The sequence below is a fragment of the Pseudomonas sp. DSP3-2-3 genome, assembly GCF_049898225.1.
In the GTDB taxonomy this organism is placed as follows: Bacteria; Pseudomonadota; Gammaproteobacteria; order Pseudomonadales; family Pseudomonadaceae; genus Aquipseudomonas.
Genome location: NZ_JAFCXH010000006.1, coordinates 178,927 through 195,151, shown reverse-complemented (window position 1 = coordinate 195,151; position 16,225 = coordinate 178,927). Strand labels below are relative to the sequence as shown.

General features: G+C 60.1%; 18 protein-coding genes. 12 read left to right on the top strand and 6 right to left on the bottom strand.

Annotated elements, in window-relative coordinates; translation table 11 throughout:
* Nucleotides 1-27 precede the first annotated feature (27 nt).
* Complete coding sequence (locus ACP7E4_RS09805; RefSeq protein ID WP_020294171.1) at nucleotides 28-507, top strand: chemotaxis protein CheW; 480 nt, start codon at nucleotides 28-30, stop codon at nucleotides 505-507.
* The gene (locus tag ACP7E4_RS09800) at nucleotides 508-909 is read left to right on the top strand and encodes a DUF2802 domain-containing protein (protein ID WP_426113203.1); all 402 of its coding nucleotides are present in this window, start codon (nucleotides 508-510) and stop codon (nucleotides 907-909) included.
* 417 nt (nucleotides 910-1,326) lie between these two features.
* Here the strand turns inward: ACP7E4_RS09800 and ACP7E4_RS09795 are convergent, their stop codons facing one another.
* A complete protein-coding gene (locus ACP7E4_RS09795) occupies nucleotides 1,327-1,650 on the bottom strand; it encodes an EscU/YscU/HrcU family type III secretion system export apparatus switch protein (RefSeq protein ID WP_331148833.1) in 324 nt (107 codons plus the stop codon).
* Nucleotides 1,650-3,302: a flagellar hook-length control protein FliK gene (locus ACP7E4_RS09790; protein ID WP_426113205.1), complete on the bottom strand. Its 1,653-nt coding sequence runs from the start codon at nucleotides 3,300-3,302 to the stop codon at nucleotides 1,650-1,652. The genes ACP7E4_RS09795 and ACP7E4_RS09790 overlap by 1 nt, the downstream gene beginning before the upstream one ends.
* Nucleotides 3,303-3,500: 198 nt before the next feature.
* Here ACP7E4_RS09790 and ccmA point away from each other — a divergent pair, with 198 nt between their 5' ends.
* From ccmA to ACP7E4_RS09740, 10 genes are all read left to right on the top strand, one after another.
* Entirely contained in the window at nucleotides 3,501-4,142 is a 642-nt protein-coding gene (gene ccmA / locus ACP7E4_RS09785; RefSeq protein WP_426113207.1) for a cytochrome c biogenesis heme-transporting ATPase CcmA, read from the top strand.
* Nucleotides 4,139-4,810, top strand: coding sequence for a heme exporter protein CcmB (gene ccmB, locus ACP7E4_RS09780; protein ID WP_065833547.1), 672 nt, complete (start codon nucleotides 4,139-4,141; stop codon nucleotides 4,808-4,810). Before ccmA ends, ccmB begins: the two co-directional genes overlap by 4 nt.
* A gap of 72 nt (nucleotides 4,811-4,882) precedes the next feature.
* On the top strand, nucleotides 4,883-5,695 hold the full coding sequence (locus ACP7E4_RS09775) for a heme ABC transporter permease (RefSeq protein ID WP_426113209.1): 813 nt from the start codon (nucleotides 4,883-4,885) through the stop codon (nucleotides 5,693-5,695).
* Entirely contained in the window at nucleotides 5,692-5,868 is a 177-nt protein-coding gene (gene ccmD / locus ACP7E4_RS09770) for a heme exporter protein CcmD (protein WP_065833546.1), read from the top strand. Before ACP7E4_RS09775 ends, ccmD begins: the two co-directional genes overlap by 4 nt.
* Entirely contained in the window at nucleotides 5,865-6,332 is a 468-nt protein-coding gene (gene ccmE, locus ACP7E4_RS09765) for a cytochrome c maturation protein CcmE (protein WP_426113211.1), read from the top strand. Before ccmD ends, ccmE begins: the two co-directional genes overlap by 4 nt.
* 3 nt (nucleotides 6,333-6,335) lie before the next feature.
* Nucleotides 6,336-8,309: a heme lyase CcmF/NrfE family subunit gene (locus ACP7E4_RS09760; protein ID WP_426113213.1), complete on the top strand. Its 1,974-nt coding sequence runs from the start codon at nucleotides 6,336-6,338 to the stop codon at nucleotides 8,307-8,309.
* Nucleotides 8,306-8,842 (top strand): DsbE family thiol:disulfide interchange protein, encoded by a 537-nt coding sequence (locus tag ACP7E4_RS09755; protein ID WP_426113215.1) that lies wholly within the window; start codon nucleotides 8,306-8,308, stop codon nucleotides 8,840-8,842. The genes ACP7E4_RS09760 and ACP7E4_RS09755 overlap by 4 nt, the downstream gene beginning before the upstream one ends.
* Nucleotides 8,843-9,069: 227 nt before the next feature.
* On the top strand, nucleotides 9,070-9,540 hold the full coding sequence (locus ACP7E4_RS09750; RefSeq protein WP_426113582.1) for a cytochrome c-type biogenesis protein: 471 nt from the start codon (nucleotides 9,070-9,072) through the stop codon (nucleotides 9,538-9,540).
* On the top strand, nucleotides 9,537-10,742 hold the full coding sequence (ccmI, locus tag ACP7E4_RS09745; protein ID WP_426113217.1) for a c-type cytochrome biogenesis protein CcmI: 1,206 nt from the start codon (nucleotides 9,537-9,539) through the stop codon (nucleotides 10,740-10,742). The genes ACP7E4_RS09750 and ccmI overlap by 4 nt, the downstream gene beginning before the upstream one ends.
* 11 nt (nucleotides 10,743-10,753) lie before the next feature.
* Nucleotides 10,754-11,149 carry a hypothetical protein gene (locus ACP7E4_RS09740; protein WP_426113219.1) on the top strand — a complete coding sequence of 132 codons (396 nt, stop codon included), beginning with the start codon at nucleotides 10,754-10,756 and terminating at the stop codon, nucleotides 11,147-11,149.
* 202 nt (nucleotides 11,150-11,351) lie between these two features.
* Here ACP7E4_RS09740 and ACP7E4_RS09735 read toward each other — a convergent pair whose 3' ends face one another.
* The 4 genes from ACP7E4_RS09735 to ACP7E4_RS09720 form a co-directional block, all read right to left on the bottom strand.
* Nucleotides 11,352-12,110 carry a hypothetical protein gene (locus ACP7E4_RS09735; protein ID WP_426113221.1) on the bottom strand — a complete coding sequence of 253 codons (759 nt, stop codon included), beginning with the start codon at nucleotides 12,108-12,110 and terminating at the stop codon, nucleotides 11,352-11,354.
* A gap of 315 nt (nucleotides 12,111-12,425) precedes the next feature.
* Nucleotides 12,426-13,424, bottom strand: a complete 999-nt coding sequence (locus ACP7E4_RS09730; RefSeq protein WP_065833538.1) for a sulfate ABC transporter substrate-binding protein — start codon at nucleotides 13,422-13,424, stop codon at nucleotides 12,426-12,428.
* Nucleotides 13,425-13,528: 104 nt separating this feature from the next.
* Nucleotides 13,529-14,362: an ion transporter gene (locus ACP7E4_RS09725; protein WP_426113223.1), complete on the bottom strand. Its 834-nt coding sequence runs from the start codon at nucleotides 14,360-14,362 to the stop codon at nucleotides 13,529-13,531.
* Nucleotides 14,363-14,521: 159 nt separating this feature from the next.
* Nucleotides 14,522-16,153, bottom strand: coding sequence for a methyl-accepting chemotaxis protein (locus tag ACP7E4_RS09720; RefSeq protein ID WP_426113225.1), 1,632 nt, complete (start codon nucleotides 16,151-16,153; stop codon nucleotides 14,522-14,524).
* Nucleotides 16,154-16,225 lie beyond the last annotated feature (72 nt).

The following is a 16,225-nucleotide window of genomic DNA, read 5'->3' as shown; positions in this document are numbered from 1 at the left end:
ACAGCACACACGTGAGGGGTTAGGGGTATGAAGAAGTCGTCCGCACAAGGTTCCGAAGATCCTATTCTGCAGTGGGTTACCTTCCGCCTGGATAATGAGTCGTATGGCATCAACGTGATGCAGGTCCAGGAAGTGCTGCGCTACACCGAAATCGCTCCGGTGCCGGGTGCGCCGAGCTATGTGCTGGGCATCATCAACCTGCGCGGCAACGTGGTCACGGTCATCGACACCCGCCAGCGTTTTGGCCTGGAGCCGGTGGAAGTCAGCGACAACACGCGTGTCGTGATCATCGAAGCCGACAAGCAAGTGGTCGGGATTCTGGTCGACAGCGTGGCTGAAGTGGTTTATCTGCGTCAGTCGGAAGTCGAAACCGCGCCAAACGTCGGTAATGACGAATCCGCCAAGTTCATTCAGGGCGTGTGCAACAAGAACGGCGAACTGTTGATCCTCGTCGAGCTGGACAAGATGATGTCCGAAGAAGAGTGGTCGGATCTGGAGAACATCTGATTGATCCTTGAGGTTGCTGTCATCTTTCTGGGCATTCTCTGGGTCGTGACCCTGGGAATGTTCCTGGCGCATACCAAGCGCCAGCGCCGGCTTGATCTTGCACGCGAAGAAGCTGATACCTTGCGCGACCAGCGCTATCGGGATCTGGCCAGGCGTGTGGATAACTTCCAGAACGGCACGGTGAAAATGGGCGAAGCCTTGCACGAGCTACGGGCGATTGTCGGGCCTCTGCCTGACAAGCTCACCGCACTTGAACAGCGCGACCCTTCCAGCTTGTCCTTCGCCCAGGCCGCGCGACTGGTCGGCATGGGCGCCAGCATCGACGAACTCACCCAGGCCTGCGGCCTGACCCAGGCCGAAGCCCAGCTGATGACCAAGCTGCATGGTAATAATCAGCGCTGAGAGTTGCTTACGAACATAGAATCTCCAACGGTATCGCTCGGGCTTTTGATGTTCGCTTTTCCGTGCCGCGATATGACAGACGCCGCCAAACGCGCGTCGGGAGGCTGAGTGGAGGTGTCGTGGTGGGGTGCGCTCGGCATGGATGCCGAGCGAGCGCCGTTGGGCCATGGATGGCCCGTCGGCGCGTCGCCCCACCACGATGCCGGAGCGAAGGAACCGCCGCGAAGCGGGGGCCGGACGTCAGCGCAGATGGTTTTCGTCTATTTTGCCGAAACAAAATGGACTCGACCGTCAGGGCGAAACCTCAATAAGCCGCACCGCGAATGCTGTTGGTGCCACTCCGATTCGAAGCAGTCGTGAGCAAGTCTCGGTCCCTCAGGGACGGCGGGATCGTGTGCTTTCACGAAAATTCAGGCCTCACCACTTCGGCGTGATATCCCGCTCCACCGGCGGTGCGTTCGGGTCGCGGCCTTCGGGGAACTTGCCTTTCAAATGCCAGGCAAAGGCGATGATCTCGGCAATCGTGCGGTAAAGCGGTTCGGGGATACTGTCGCCCAGTTCCATGCGTGCCAGAAGTTTGACCAGCTCGGCATTTTCGTAGATTGGCACTTCATATTCCCGGGCAATGGCCAGGATCGCTTCGGCGAGCTGGTCGTCGCCCTTGGCGCTCAAGGTCGGGGTGTGCTGGCCATCGTAGCTAAGGGCGATGGCCTGGCGTGGGGCATGTTCCAATTGGCTCATCAGGCGTTCTCGTCTATCCAGCGGCGTTCGAGGGTGGTGCGCGCACCTTGAGGAGGGGTGCCCTGGCGACATTCCAGGTTACCGACGGTCAAGCCGCATGCCACCAGCCGTTCGCGAAGATGGCCAAGTTCGCGGCTGATCAACGCAGCGCTGTCGGCGCGTTCGGCCCACAGCTGGCTCGACAGGTTGCCGCGAATCAGTTGCGCTTGCACTTGCAAGGGGCCCAATGGGGCCAGGTCGAACGCCAGATCAATCTTCCAGAGTTTTTCCCTGGGTTCGCCGACCTCGCTTTCGTCCTTGTCCGTGGATTTGTCTTTTTCAGGCGTGTCTTCGCGCTGCACTTTGACCTGCAGCGGTACGATGTCGTGCGCATTGCGCATGGGGATTTCCAGCTGCCAGGTGGTCAGCTGACCGCCATCGGCCGTAGTGCGCGTCTGCTCCAGCCCGCCCAGCTGATGGCTTTGCAGGCGCGAGACGGCCGCCGCCGCCAGCTTGAGCAGCATCTCCAGGTCGTCTTCCTTGCCGCCACCTTTCACTGAGCGCGACGGCAGCGGGAAATGAATCGGCAGCGCTGGGGCGGCCACCAGGCCCATGGTGCCCAGAACGCTGCGCAGGGCGCCGGGCATGGAGCGGGTCAGCATGTTAGACGCGGCTGCGGCGTCATAACCCGGCCCACCGGGTAAGCCAGGCAGAATCTGTTGAATCACCCGCATCAGATTGGCTTTCAGGTCCGGCCCGGCCATCGGGTTCAGACCGGTCAGCAATTTGGCCTCCATGAACAACCCACTTGTGCTGATCGCCTGGGCGACGGTCTTGGGATTGGTCATCTGTTCGACGTCCGGCAAGTCCGCCAGGAGTTGGTTGATGCTCGCCTGCAAAGGCGCGGAAATCGCCGGGCTCGATGCTGGCAGGTTGCGCAGGGCATTGATCAGCACGTCCAGCGAGCCTTGGCGATTTTGCTGGGTGGTGAGCTGCTGGCTCAATGCCAATTGATCGAGGCGGGCAGGCAGGGGCACAAAGCTCAACGCCTGGGAGCCTTGCACCTGAGCGCTGAGCAAGGTCCCGGTGGTCAGCGGCCGCGGGCTTTCGATGGTCAGGGTCGTGCCGGCCAGCGCGGTATTGAGCAGCAGCACCATGGAGCGATACAGCGCTGGCTGGATTTGCTGGGCTGGCAACTGCGCGCCGGGCTGGACATTGGACTTGGTGGCGGCTTCGCCACTCATTTGACTGAGGACGTCGTTGATCACCTGAGTGGTCAAGACTCGGCCTTGCAGCAAGGTGCCCACTGGTAATTGCTTGATGTCGATGCTGGTTTGCGCGTTATTCAGCGCGGTATTGATCTGCTGCAAGTTCAGCGTCAGGGTATTGGAGGATGCTTGCGCCACGGAAAGACTGGTGCCCGGCGTGAAGGGCAGGGCGCTTTCCACTTGAACGCTGGTCTGGCCGCCATTGCTGGTGGCCAGGCTGAGCAGTAACTGAAAACTCTGACTCAGCTGTTTGAGCGTCACCACTTGGGCATCGATGGTTTCACCCGGCGGCAGGAGATTTTCCATCGGTTGCAGCAAGGTCAGGACCTGCGCGGGAGAAAGGCCGGCGCGGACCAGGGCAGCGGCCGCAGTCGTCGGTTGGAGGCTGGTGATATCACCTGTCATGGATCGTGACCTTGTTGAAATTGCCCTCTTGTACCGGGACATGCCATGTATAATGCGGCCCGGTCGCGACCGGGCCGGATATGCAATGAATTCGTATCAATATAGCGGCCGTTTTCACGCCGACTTGAACAGCCATTTCTTCGGCTTGCGCCCTGTCTGGCGTGTCTTGAGGCGACAACTCAGCGCCTGGAATCATCAATGACTCCTTCTACCCCTGTTTTGCAGGCACATGACCTGGCCTGCGAGCGTGACTGGCGGATGCTTTTCGAGCACCTGGACCTGTCCCTGCAAGCCGGCGACATGCTGCAGATCAGCGGCCCGAATGGCAGCGGCAAGACCAGTCTGTTGCGGTTGTTGTCGGGTCTGATGCAGCCGACCTTCGGTGAAATCCGCGTCAAGGGTCAACCACTGGCCGCGCAACGTGCCGAACTGGCGCGCAATATGTTGTGGATTGGTCATGCCGCCGGGATCAAGGATTTGCTGACACCGGTGGAAAACCTCGCCTGGCTCTGCGCCCTGCATTGCCCTGCGGAGTCTGCCGACATCTGGCAAGCGCTGGAAGCCGTCGGTCTGCGCGGATTCGAAGATGTGCCTTGCCACACGTTGTCGGCCGGGCAGCAGCGCCGGGTCGCGCTGGCCCGACTGTATCTGGACAGTCCACCGATCTGGATTCTCGATGAACCCTTTACCGCGCTGGATAAACAAGGGGTCGCGCAGCTGGAAAATCATCTGGCAGAGCATTGCGAGCGGGGCGGGATGATCGTCCTCACCACGCACCACACCCTGACGCGCATGCCGGCAGGTTATCGGGATATTGATCTGGGGCAGTGGTCCGTATGAGTCATGTGTTTACCCTGCTGGTCGCGCGCGAAGCACGGCTGTTGTTCCGTCGTCCGGCAGAGCTGGCCAACCCGCTGGTGTTCTTCGCCATCGTCATCGCGTTGTTCCCGCTGGCGGTCGGACCGGAGACTCAATTGTTGCAAACCTTGTCGCCGGGGTTAGTCTGGGTAGCGGCGTTATTGTCCGTGCTGCTCTCGCTGGACGGCCTGTTTCGCAGTGATTTCGAGGACGGTTCCCTTGAGCAGTGGGTCCTTTCGTCGCACCCCCTGGCCCTTCTGGTCCTGGCCAAGGTGCTGGCACACTGGGCTTTCTCCGGGCTGGCACTGGTATTGTTGGCACCGTTGCTGGCCTTGATGCTCGGTTTACCCAGCCATTGCCTGCCGGTTCTGTTGTTTTCGTTGTTGCTGGGTACGCCGGTATTGAGCCTGCTGGGAGCAGTAGGCGCGGCATTGACGGTGGGGCTCAAGCGCGGCGGCCTGTTGCTGGCGCTGCTGATTCTGCCGTTGTACATCCCGGTTCTGATTCTGGGCAGTGGCGCGTTGCAAGCAGCCCTGCAAGGCATGCCGGCAACAGGGTACCTGCTCTGGCTTGGCAGCCTGACCGCCCTTGCGGTAACCCTGACACCCTTTGCAATAGCGGCTGGCCTGAAAATCAGCGTCGGCGAATAATTGAGGTTCTGACCGGCCGATATCGGACGTGTCAGTAAAAACCCGAGCTACACCGTGATGAAAGGCGGCTTGATGAAAGGCAGCGTGACGAAAAACAGCGCTAAAAGCGGCGTGAGTTGGGCCTGGTTCCATAAGCTCGGCTCACCGAAATGGTTCTACGGCATCAGCGGACGTCTGCTGCCCTGGCTGAGCATCGCGGCGGTACTCTTCATAAGTATCGGCGTGGTCTGGGGCCTGGCTTTTGCGCCACCGGATTATCAGCAAGGCAACAGCTTTCGCATCATCTACATCCACGTGCCGGCGGCCATGCTCGCCCAGTCCTGCTACATCATGCTGGCGGTCTGCGGTGTGGTCGGTCTGGTGTGGAAAATGAAGATCGCCGATGTGGCCCTGCAAAGCGCCGCGCCCATTGGTGCCTGGATGACTGCCGTGGCGCTGGTCACCGGAGCCATCTGGGGCAAACCGACCTGGGGTTCGTGGTGGGTCTGGGATGCACGCCTTACGTCCATGTTGATTCTGCTTTTCCTGTACTTCGGTCTTATTGCCCTGGGCAACGCGATCAGTAATCGTGACAGCGCCGCCAAGGCCTGTGCGGTGCTGGCGATTGTCGGGGTGATCAACATCCCCATCATCAAATATTCGGTGGAATGGTGGAACACCCTGCATCAGGGCGTCACGTTCAGCCTCACCGAAAAACCGGCGATGCCCGCCGAAATGTGGCTGCCGTTGCTGTTCACGGTGCTGGGTTTCTACTGTTTCTTTGGTGCGGTCCTGCTGCTGCGCATGCGTCTTGAAGTGCTAAAGCGCGAGGCGCGCGCCAGTTGGGTCAAGGCCGAGGTGCTCAAATCCCTGGGCCACCCCTCTGCGAAGGAAGGCGCACAATGAATTTTGCTTCATTCGGTGAATTCCTGGCCATGGGTCACCATGGTCTGTTCGTTTGGTCGGCCTACGGCATTTGCCTGTCGGTGCTGGCGATCAACGTGGCGCTGCCGGTATTGGCGCGTCGACGTTATCTGCAACAAGAGGCGCGTCGTTTGCGCTGGGAGAGCCAGAAGTGAATCCGCTGCGTAAAAAGCGTCTGTTGATCATCGTCGCGATACTGGCCGGGGTCGCTGTTGCCGTCACCCTGGCCTTGAGTGCCCTGAAGGAAAACATCAACCTGTTCTATACCCCGAGCCAGATCGCCAACGGCGAAGCCCCGTATGACACGCGTATTCGGGCCGGCGGCATGGTGGAAAAAGGGTCGCTGCAACGCTCCGGGGATTCGCTGGACGTCAGGTTCATCGTCACCGATTTCAACAAGTCGGTGACCATCACTTATCGCGGCATCCTGCCGGATCTGTTCCGCGAAGGGCAGGGCATCGTCGCACTGGGCAAACTCAACGCCGATGGCGTGGTGGTTGCCGATGAAGTGCTGGCCAAGCACGACGAAAAGTACATGCCGCCTGAAGTCACCAAGGCGCTCAAAGAGAGCGGTCAGGCTGCACCGGCGTCGCCTTCTTCACCTTCCAGGCAGGGTTGAACCATGATTCCTGAACTCGGCCATCTGGCCATGATTCTGGCGCTGTGCTTCGCCGTCGTGCAGGCCTTCGTGCCGCTGATGGGCGCATGGCGCGGCGATCGTATGTGGATGGGCCTGGCACAGCCAGCAGCGTGGGGGCAGTTCACGTTTCTGATTTTCGCTTTCGGCTGTCTGACCTATGCATTCATGACCGACGACTTTTCCGTGGCCTACGTAGCGGAAAACTCCAACAGCGCCTTGCCGTGGTACTTCAAGTTCAGCGCCGTATGGGGCGCTCACGAAGGTTCGCTGCTGCTCTGGGCGGTGATCCTCGGCGCGTGGACCTTCGCTGTGTCGATCTTCTCCAGGCAATTGCCTCAGGTGATGCTGGCTCGCGTGCTGGCGGTGATGGGCATGATCAGCATCGGCTTCATGCTGTTCCTGATCCTCACCTCCAATCCGTTCTCGCGCATCCTGCCGCAAATTCCAGCCAACGGCCGCGATCTCAATCCGTTGTTGCAGGACATTGGCCTGATCGTGCATCCGCCGATGCTCTACATGGGCTATGTCGGTTTTTCGGTGGCCTTCGCCTTCGCCATCGCCGCATTGCTCGGCGGGCGTCTCGATGCGGCCTGGGCGCGCTGGTCGCGGCCTTGGACCATCGTTGCCTGGGCGTTCCTCGGCATCGGCATCACCCTGGGCTCCTGGTGGGCCTATTACGAACTTGGCTGGGGCGGCTGGTGGTTCTGGGACCCGGTGGAAAACGCCTCGTTCATGCCCTGGCTGGTCGGCACGGCGTTGATCCACTCCCTGGCGGTCACGGAAAAACGCGGCGTGTTCAAGAGCTGGACCGTGCTGCTGGCCATCGCGGCGTTTTCCCTGAGCCTGCTGGGGACATTCCTGGTGCGCTCCGGCGTCTTGACCTCGGTTCACGCGTTCGCTTCCGACCCGGCGCGCGGCGTCTTCATTCTGATTTTCCTGCTGTTCGTCGTGGGCGGTTCGCTGACCTTGTTCGCCTTCCGCGCGCCGGTGGTGAAAAGCCATGTGGGCTTTGGCCTGTGGTCGCGGGAAACCCTGCTGCTGGGCAACAATCTGGTATTGGTGGTGGCGGCCTCGATGATTCTGCTCGGCACCCTGTACCCGCTGGTGCTCGACGCCCTGAGCGGCGCGAAGATGTCCGTTGGCCCGCCGTATTTCAACGCACTGTTCGTACCCTTGATGGGCCTGCTGATGGCGGTGATGGCGGTCGGTGTGCTGGTGCGCTGGAAAGACACGCCGGTCAAATGGCTGCTGAGCATGCTGGCACCGGTCCTGATCGGCAGCGCTGTACTGGCAGTGATCGCCGGTTTCGCCATGGACGATTTCCACTGGGCGGTGCTGGCGACCTTCATGCTTGCTGCGTGGGTATTGCTGGCAGGCGTTCGCGACTTGCTGGACAAGACTCGCCACAAAGGTTTGATCAAAGGCGCGCGCGGCATGACCCGCAGCTATTGGGGCATGCAGGTTGCGCACATCGGGATCGCCGTGTGCGCTCTGGGTGTGGTGCTTTCCAGCCAGAACAGTGCTGAACGCGACCTGCGTCTGGCGCCCGGCGAATCCATGGAACTGGGTGGCTACATGTTCGTATTCGATGGCGCCAAACATTACCAGGGGCCGAACTTCACCTCGGATCGCGCCACCATTCGCGTCCTTGAAGACGGCAAGCAAGTGACCATCCTGCACCCGGAAAAACGCCTGTACACCGTGCAGCAATCGATGATGACCGAAGCCGGTATCGACGCCGGATTTACCCGCGACCTGTACGTGGCGCTGGGCGAACCGTTGGGTGATGGCGCCTGGGCGGTACGCGTTCACGTCAAGCCTTTCGTGCGCTGGATCTGGTTCGGCGGTTTGATCACGGCGTTGGGCGGCATATTGGCCGCGATGGACAAGCGTTACCGGGTCAAGGTGAAAAGCAAAGTGCGTGATGCCCTGGGCCTCGCGGAGGCGGCGGTATGAAGCGTTGGATTCTGTTGTTGCCGCTGGCGATTTTCCTCGCTGTCGCGGTGTTTCTTTATCGCGGTCTGTACCTGGACCCGGCCGAGTTGCCATCGGCCTTGATCAACAAGCCATTCCCCGAGTTTTCCCTGCCTCAGGTGCAGGGCGACAAGGTGCTGACCCGCGCCGACCTGCTAGGCAAACCGGCGCTGGTCAACGTCTGGGGCACCTGGTGCGTGGCTTGCCGGGTCGAGCATCCGGTGCTCAACAAACTGGCTCAGCAAGGCGTGGTGATCTACGGCATCAACTACAAGGATGTGAATGCCGACGCCCTGAAATGGCTTCAGGACTTTCATAACCCATATGTGCTGAACATCCGCGACGAACAGGGCAGCCTGGGCCTGAATCTGGGCGTTTACGGCGCGCCGGAGACGTTCCTGATCGACAGCAAAGGCATCATTCGTCACAAGTACGTCGGCGTGATCGACGAAACCGTGTGGCGTGAGCAACTGGCCGGGTTGTATCAGGGGTTGGTTGATGAGGCTCGCCAATGAAGCGCCTGGATTTGCGGACTTCTGTAGCAGCCGGGCTTGCTCGCGAATGCGACGTTACTGACGCCAAACATGCTGCGGATGCACCGGCGTTTTCGCGAGCAAGCTCGCTCCCACGGGTTGTGCAAGCTTCTGTGGGAGCCGAGCTTGCTCGCGAATGCAATGCAGCTGCCGCCAAAAAGGCTGCGGATGCACCGGCCTTTTCGCGAGCAAGCTCGCTCCCGCTGATAATTCGGCGGACGGTCGCTGCTGTCTTGCTCGCTTTAAGCTGCGCGAGCGTGGCCCACGCCGCCATCGATGCCTATGAGTTTCGCGATGACGCCGAACGCGCGCGTTATGCCGAGCTGACCAAAGAGCTGCGTTGCCCCAAGTGTCAGAATCAGGACATTGCCGATTCCAACGCCCCGATTGCCGCCGACCTGCGCAAGGAAATCTTCCGCATGCTCGGCGAAGGGCAGAGCAATCAGCAGATCATTGATTTCATGGTCGACCGCTACGGCGACTTCGTGCGCTACAAGCCGGCTCTCACCTCCCGCACCTGGATTCTCTGGTTCGGCCCGGCCGGTCTGCTGATCGGCGGCCTGTTGGTGATCGGCGTGATTGTCGTACGTCGCCGTGGCCAGGGTCGCAACGACACCGACGCCCTTTCCGACGAGGAGCGTCAGCGCCTCGCCCACCTGTTGGATAAAAACCGCGAATGATTGATTTCTGGCTAGCTGCTGGCCTGTTGTTGCTGGTGGCCCTGAGTTTCCTGTTGATCCCCGTCCTGCGTGGCCGTCGTGCGCAAAGCGAAGAAGACCGCACGGCGCTCAACGTCGCCCTGTATCAGGAACGTGTGGCCGAGTTGCAAGGTCAGCAGGCGGAGGGCGTGTTGTCTGCGGTGCAGATGGACAATGGCCGCGCCGAAGCTGCCCGAGAGCTGCTGGCTGACACCGAGGGCGTCGAACCGCTGCGCACCTTACGTCTGGGCAAGCCTCTGCCATTGCTGGCGGCGGTACTAGTGCCGGTTCTGGGTCTGGCGTTGTATCTGCATTTCGGCGCCAGTGACAAGGTCGAGCTGACTCGCGAGTTTGCGCAGCCACCTGGTTCCCTGCAGGAAATGACCAGCCGCCTGGAACGCGCAGTGAAGGCCCAGCCGGATTCGGCCGAAGGGATTTACTTTCTGGCGCGCACCTACATGGCCCAGGATCGTCCGGCAGATGCTGCGGCGATGTTCGAACGTGCCGCGGCCCTGGCCGGACGGCCGCCGGAACTCCTGGGGCAATGGGCGCAGGCGTTGTACTTCGCCGGCGGCAAGAAATTCACCGCGCAAGTCCAGGCGCTGACCGATGAGGCCCTCAAGGCCGATCCGAAGGAAGTCACCAGCCTGGGCCTGTTAGGCATCGCCGCTTTCGAGACCGAGCGTTATCAGCAAGCCGTGGATTACTGGAAGCGTCTGTTGGCGGTCCTGCCGCCGCAGGATCCGTCCCGCTCGGCGCTGGAAGGCGGCATCGCCCGTGCCAGTGAGAAACTCACGGCCAGCGGTGGCGTTGTTCAGGCACCTGCGGTTGCAGCGAGCCAGACGGCACGCATCAAAGTTCGGGTTGATCTGGCGCCGGAACTGAAAGCCAAGGTAGCGCCGGGCGACAGCGTGTTCATCTTCGCCCGCGCGATCAAAGGCCCGCCAGCGCCTCTGGCAGTCAAGCGCGTGACGATCGCGGACTTGCCCGCAGAAGTCGAACTGGCAGACGCCGACGCGATGATGCCGCAACTGAAACTGTCGAACTTCCCTGAAGTCCAACTGGTGGCGCGGGTATCCCGTGCAGGCCAGCCGACCACCGGCGAGTGGATCGGCCGCAGCAAGCCGCTGGCCAGCAGCGTCACGGCGTTGCAGACGCTCACCATCGACAGTCCAGATCAGTAGAGAATCCGCTTATGTACCGCGCAGCACGCATCACCTTGTTGGGTATGGTCCTTGGCCTGAGCGCCTGTGCGGTCCAGCCTACCGGCCCACGCAGTCAGGAGCCGATCCAGAGTTTGCCCGGCAAACCATCGGCGCCGGGTAAGCCAAGCGCTCCGCAACCGCCCAAGGCCCCTGCGGCAGGCCCGAAGACCTCGGCCAACTTCGCGCCGCCACCGGGTGGCAACAGTCACTGGGATGCGAGGCTGGGCGTTCATGTGCTGGATGACCAACCGAACACCTTCTATCGCCAGCGGACTTACTACCGCTGGAACAGCGGCTGGAGCTGGTCAACCACGGCCAACGGCCCGTGGCAGGAAACCGATTCCAGCGGTGTGCCAGCGGGTTTGAGCCGTCAGTTCGGGAATTGAAAACTCTGTAGAAAGTCGGCTGCCGGAGGTCCGAACTGCCTGCGTATCCACTCTCGCGCTCTTGAGTCGCAGTGCTCTGTTTTCGCAGCGGAGGCAAGCCGTTCGCCGATTCTGTTGGAGCGAGGCTTGCCCGCGAATGCCTCGTTCCAACAGGTGTCGGTGTTTGTCGCGCGACTACGCGGCCTCTGGACGACGGGAGATCTCAGCCCTTCGCTGTCTCAGCCGCTTCCTGCGCGTGGCGTGCGGCGTCGCGGGAGGCCAGGATGACCGCATGCGATTCTGGCGTCGCGAGTTCACCTTTGCTCCATAGCTGGTGCGAGAACCAACCCGCGATGGCTTCAGGATTAGGCGTGGTGCCTTTGGGGATGAACAACGCCGCCAGATCAATGGTGCTGGCGAAATTGTCCTTGTCCAGCTGGTAATCGCCCAGATAAGAGCCGCCCCAGGTTCCGTCGGCCGCCACCAGATCTATGGAAGCATCCCGGTAGGTGCCGGCAGCGCTTTTCAGCGAGCTGGAGGCGTTCAGCAGTTTATCCAGTTGATCCATATCGGTAGCGCTGAGCTCGCCCGCGCTGTTGAGCGCCTTGAGTTTGCCGTCGGCCTCGATGGTGAAACCGAATTTCTTCTCGGCGAGGTCCGGGAAAGCGGACGCAAGGGCTGAGTTGAACTCCTCGAACGCGGACTTCAAACCATAAAAAGCACCTTGCTGGAGCTTGGCCATCGCCGGGAAATCGGCAGACTGAGGACGACCATAGGTGTTTACGACGACCATGGGCTGAGTCGATGTGGTCTGACTTAGCGCCTGGGCTGCTTCACTTGGATGATAAATCGCCGCCGGCGTGGCGTTGCTGAACGCCGATTTCTGATCCTCGCTGATGGGCTGCGCGGTCAGGGTCTGGCTGGATGGGTTGAGTCGCATTGTCGATGCCAGGGTCGAGCCGGCAGTCAAAGAGATTTCCATGTCGTCACTCCATGTGCGTTTGGTGTAGGAAGTTTATCGACGACTTGTAGGAAATCTTTAGAGTGCTTGGCCCAGGTATGAGCGGGAGAGAAGGGGATCTTGTAACTCGATATGTAAGGGTTTGTAATCTGTACAGGCTGTGTGAAAACTACTGCGCTCGGCAATACTGCGTTAAAAACAGGCGGAAAATGCTCATTTAGAACACCTGGACTCCGCTTTTCCGCCTGTTTTTGCCTTGTCTTGCCTTCGCTCGTGACGTTTTCACACAGCCTGTAGGAGCCAACTTGTTGGCGAGGCTCCTACAGCGCGATTGAGTTACTTCGCCGGATAAATCTGGTCGAACACGCCGCCATCGTTGAAATGGGTCTTCTGCACGGTGCGCCAGTCGCCGAAGGTTTTCTCAACCGACAGGAAGTCTACTTTCGGGAACCGATCGGTGTATTTGGCCAGCACCGCCGGGTCGCGCGGACGCAGGTAGTTGGCGGCGGCGATTTCCTGGCCTTCAGGCGACCACAGGTACTTCAGGTATTCCTCAGCGGCGGCGCGGGTGCCTTTCTTGTCGACGACTTTGTCGACCACGCTCACCGGCGGCTCGGCTTCTGCCGAAACGCTTGGGTAAATCACCTCGAACTGGTCGCGACCAAATTCCCGGGCGATCATCTCCGCTTCGTTCTCAAAGGTGATCAGCACGTCGCCGATCTGGTTGGTCATGAAGGTTGTGGTCGCGCCACGGCCGCCGGTATCGAGTACCGGAACATGGCTGAACAGTTGGCCGACGAACTTCTTCGCTGCTGCTTCATCGCCGCCATTCTTCAGGGTGTAACCCCAGGCCGACAGATAGGTGTAGCGGCCATTACCCGAAGTTTTCGGGTTGGGTACGATGACTTCAACGCCGCTTTTGATCAGGTCAGGCCAGTCTTTCAGGGCTTTGGGGTTGCCCTTGCGCACGATGAACACGGTTGCGGAGGTGAACGGCGCGCTGTTGTTCGGCAGGCGGGTAACCCAGTTGTCCGGGACCAGCTTGCCATTGTCGGCCAAGGCATTGATGTCGGTGGCCATGTTCATGGTGATCACGTCGGCGGGCAGGCCGTCGATCACCGAGCGCGCTTGCTTGCTCGAACCACCGAACGACATCTGCACCGCGATATCTTCCTGGTGATCGGCTTTCCAGTGCTTCTGGAACGCAGCGTTGTAATCCTTGTAGAAGTCCCGCATCACGTCATACGACACGTTGAGCAGAGTCGGGGCAGCCTGAGCTGCGCTGCTCAAAGCCAGGCCTGCTGCCAGTAACGAGGCGGCGAAAAGTTTGTTCACTGCACATTCCTTTTGTAGATGAGCGTTCTTATAAAATTGATGGCTTATTGCCCGCGACTATAACTGGACAGCCTTAGGCCTTTATAGATTAAAAAATTATTGGGTTATGCCTTTTCACTGGTACGTGGAAACAGCTGATTGCCGCAACGCGAACAGAACGCCGCTCCGTGCTCGTGGGTGTTCTTGGCGCATACCGGGCAATCGTGCTGCAACTGTTCGCCGCGCATGGCATTGGCCAGCTCGGCAGTGAAGATCCCGGTGGGTACGGCAATGATCGAATAACCGGTAATCATCACCAGCGAAGACAGTATCTGTCCCAGCGGCGTCTTGGGCACGATGTCGCCGAAGCCAACGGTGGTCAGGGTCACGATGGCCCAGTAAATCCCGGTGGGAATACTGGTGAAGCCATGTTCCGGCCCTTCGATTACGTACATCAGGGTGCCGAACACAATGACCAGCGTCGAAACGCTGACCAGAAACACGATGATTTTCTGTTTGCTGCCGCGCAGCGCTGCCAGCAGATAGTTGGCCTGCTTCAGATAGGGGCTGAGCTTGAGCACCCGGAAAATACGCAGCATCCGTACGATCCGGATGATCAACAGGTATTGCGCATCGCTGTAATAAATCGCGAGGATCCCGGGGACGATGGCCAGCAGGTCAACCAGCCCATAGAAGCTGAATGCGTACTGCAGCGGTCGCGGCGAGCAGTACAGACGCAGGATGTACTCGGCGAGAAATAGCGCTGTGAAGCCCCACTCGATATACGCCAGCAAGTCCGCATAGTTGGCGTGGATGGTCGGGATACTGTCGAGGATCACCACGATAAGGCTGCACAGGATCACCGCCAGCAGCGTCTTGTCGAAGCGTCGACCCGCCGGAGTGTCGGTCTGGAAAATGATGATGCGCAGCTGTTCGCGCCGACTGATGTTGCTGTCCATGGTGTCTTCCGAAGCAAAAGTCGGGTGAGCCTATGAGCAATACGTCAGGCAACGCAAGCGTAGTCGGGCCTGGCAGGCTGGATTGATTGGCCGATGATCGGGCAGGACGGAGGGAAGTGAAGACAAGGCCGGGAAACTGCGTTCCCGGCCCCGGTGTATTCAGACGCGGAATTGCTTGAGCAGGCTGTTGAGTTGCTCGCTCAAATTGCGCAGATGCAGGCTGGCACCACTCGATTGCTCGGCGGCGATGGCGGTGGTTTGCGACAGTTGCGCGGCCTGGGTGACGTTCTGATTGATGTCCTCGACAACGTGGGATTGTTGCAGGGTCGCGCTGGCAATCGATGCGTTCAGGCTGTTGAGGTTGCGCAGTGCCTGACTGATGGAAGTCAGGCTCTGGCCCGCCTGATTGGCCTGCTCGATGGTCAGCTGGGACGAACGGCTGCTGTCGGCAATGACTTTGACCGCCGCGTTGGAGTGGGTTTGCAAACGCTCGATCATCGCCTGGATTTCTGCCGTGGATTTCTGCGTGCGCTGCGCCAACAAGCGCACCTCATCGGCAACCACCGCAAAACCCCGGCCCTGTTCGCCGGCCCGGGCCGCTTCGATGGCGGCGTTGAGGGCTAGCAGGTTAGTCTGCTCGGCGATGGAACTGATGACTTCCAGGACGCTGCCAATCTGCGTGCTTTCCGCCGCCAGGGTCCGGATTACTTCAACGGCCTGATTGATCGTGCCGGACAGGTGATCGATCTGGCGCAGGCTGCTGTCGATATTGACCTGGCCCTGATGGGCCTGAGCTTCCGCATCGCGCATTTCATTGGCGGCATGTTCGGCATTCTTCGCCACGTCCTGGACGCCGTAGGTGACTTCATTGACGGCGGTGGCCACCAGCTCCATCTGTTGCGATTGCTGCTGGCTGCGCGCCTGGGCCTGTTCGGCGTTATGGCCCAGGTCAGTGGAAGCCTGTTCCAGGCCATTGGCGGAGGTTTGCAACTGGCTCACCACGCCGCGCAGCTTGGCGGTGAAGGCGTTGAAATGCCTCGCCAGTTGGGTAATTTCGTCGTTGCCGTGGGTTTGCAACGTACGCGTCAGATCGCTTTCGCCACTGGCAATGTCGGCCATCGCCTGCACCGACTCGCGCAATGGCCGGACAATGCTGCGGCCAATCAGGATGACCAGCAATGCCATGACTAGCACAATCGCCAGGCTGAACAACACGGCGCGCCAGACTTGCTGCTGGAACTCGGCCGAGACATCGTCAACATAAACGCCGGAGCCCAGGATCCAGCCCCAGGGTGCGAAGAGTTGCACATAGGAAATTTTCCGCACAGGTTCGCTGGCACCCGGTTTTGGCCAACGGTACTGGATCATCCCGGCGCCTTTGGACTTGGCCACCGCAACCATTTCATTGAAGAGAGCGAAACCGTCCGGGTCCTTGATCGCTGACAAATCCTGACCGATCAATTTCAGGCTGACCGGGTGCATGATCATCACCGGGCGCAGATCGTTGATCCAGAAGTAGTCGTTCTGGTTGTAACGCAGGCTGCGAATGGCGCTGAGCGCCTGCTCCTGAGCCAGGTCTTTGGTGAGCGTTCCGGCGGTTTCCAGGCCGTGGTAGTACTCGAGAATGCCGCTGGCGGTTTGCACCACGTGCATGGTTTTCTGGGCTTTGGCGTCGTACAGATCGCTATGAACCTGTTTGAGCATCGCCGCCGTCAGCGTGCACAGCATCAATACGGACACTATGAGAATCAGCCAGAGACGGCGGCTGATCGATAAGTTGCGCATAGTCATGACGATTACTCCGTATTTTTATTGTTTTCGCAGTCTGCGCCTGAACCAAGCCAGTGCGTCGAGGGCTACTCC

Coding starts and splice junctions, on each gene's coding strand:
- ccmB (WP_065833547.1), top strand. CDS start 4,139: ATGAGTCATGTGTTTACCCTGCTGGTCGCGCGCGAAGCACGGCTGTTG.
- ACP7E4_RS09740 (WP_426113219.1), top strand. CDS start 10,754: ATGTACCGCGCAGCACGCATCACCTTGTTGGGTATGGTCCTTGGCCTG.
- ccmA (WP_426113207.1), top strand. CDS start 3,501: ATGACTCCTTCTACCCCTGTTTTGCAGGCACATGACCTGGCCTGCGAG.
- ACP7E4_RS09805 (WP_020294171.1), top strand. CDS start 28: ATGAAGAAGTCGTCCGCACAAGGTTCCGAAGATCCTATTCTGCAGTGG.
- ACP7E4_RS09790 (WP_426113205.1), bottom strand. CDS start 3,302: ATGACAGGTGATATCACCAGCCTCCAACCGACGACTGCGGCCGCTGCC.
- ACP7E4_RS09735 (WP_426113221.1), bottom strand. CDS start 12,110: ATGGAAATCTCTTTGACTGCCGGCTCGACCCTGGCATCGACAATGCGA.
- ccmD (WP_065833546.1), top strand. CDS start 5,692: ATGAATTTTGCTTCATTCGGTGAATTCCTGGCCATGGGTCACCATGGT.
- ACP7E4_RS09725 (WP_426113223.1), bottom strand. CDS start 14,362: ATGGACAGCAACATCAGTCGGCGCGAACAGCTGCGCATCATCATTTTC.
- ACP7E4_RS09755 (WP_426113215.1), top strand. CDS start 8,306: ATGAAGCGTTGGATTCTGTTGTTGCCGCTGGCGATTTTCCTCGCTGTC.
- ACP7E4_RS09775 (WP_426113209.1), top strand. CDS start 4,883: ATGAAAGGCAGCGTGACGAAAAACAGCGCTAAAAGCGGCGTGAGTTGG.
- ACP7E4_RS09760 (WP_426113213.1), top strand. CDS start 6,336: ATGATTCCTGAACTCGGCCATCTGGCCATGATTCTGGCGCTGTGCTTC.
- ACP7E4_RS09720 (WP_426113225.1), bottom strand. CDS start 16,153: ATGACTATGCGCAACTTATCGATCAGCCGCCGTCTCTGGCTGATTCTC.
- ccmI (WP_426113217.1), top strand. CDS start 9,537: ATGATTGATTTCTGGCTAGCTGCTGGCCTGTTGTTGCTGGTGGCCCTG.
- ACP7E4_RS09795 (WP_331148833.1), bottom strand. CDS start 1,650: ATGAGCCAATTGGAACATGCCCCACGCCAGGCCATCGCCCTTAGCTAC.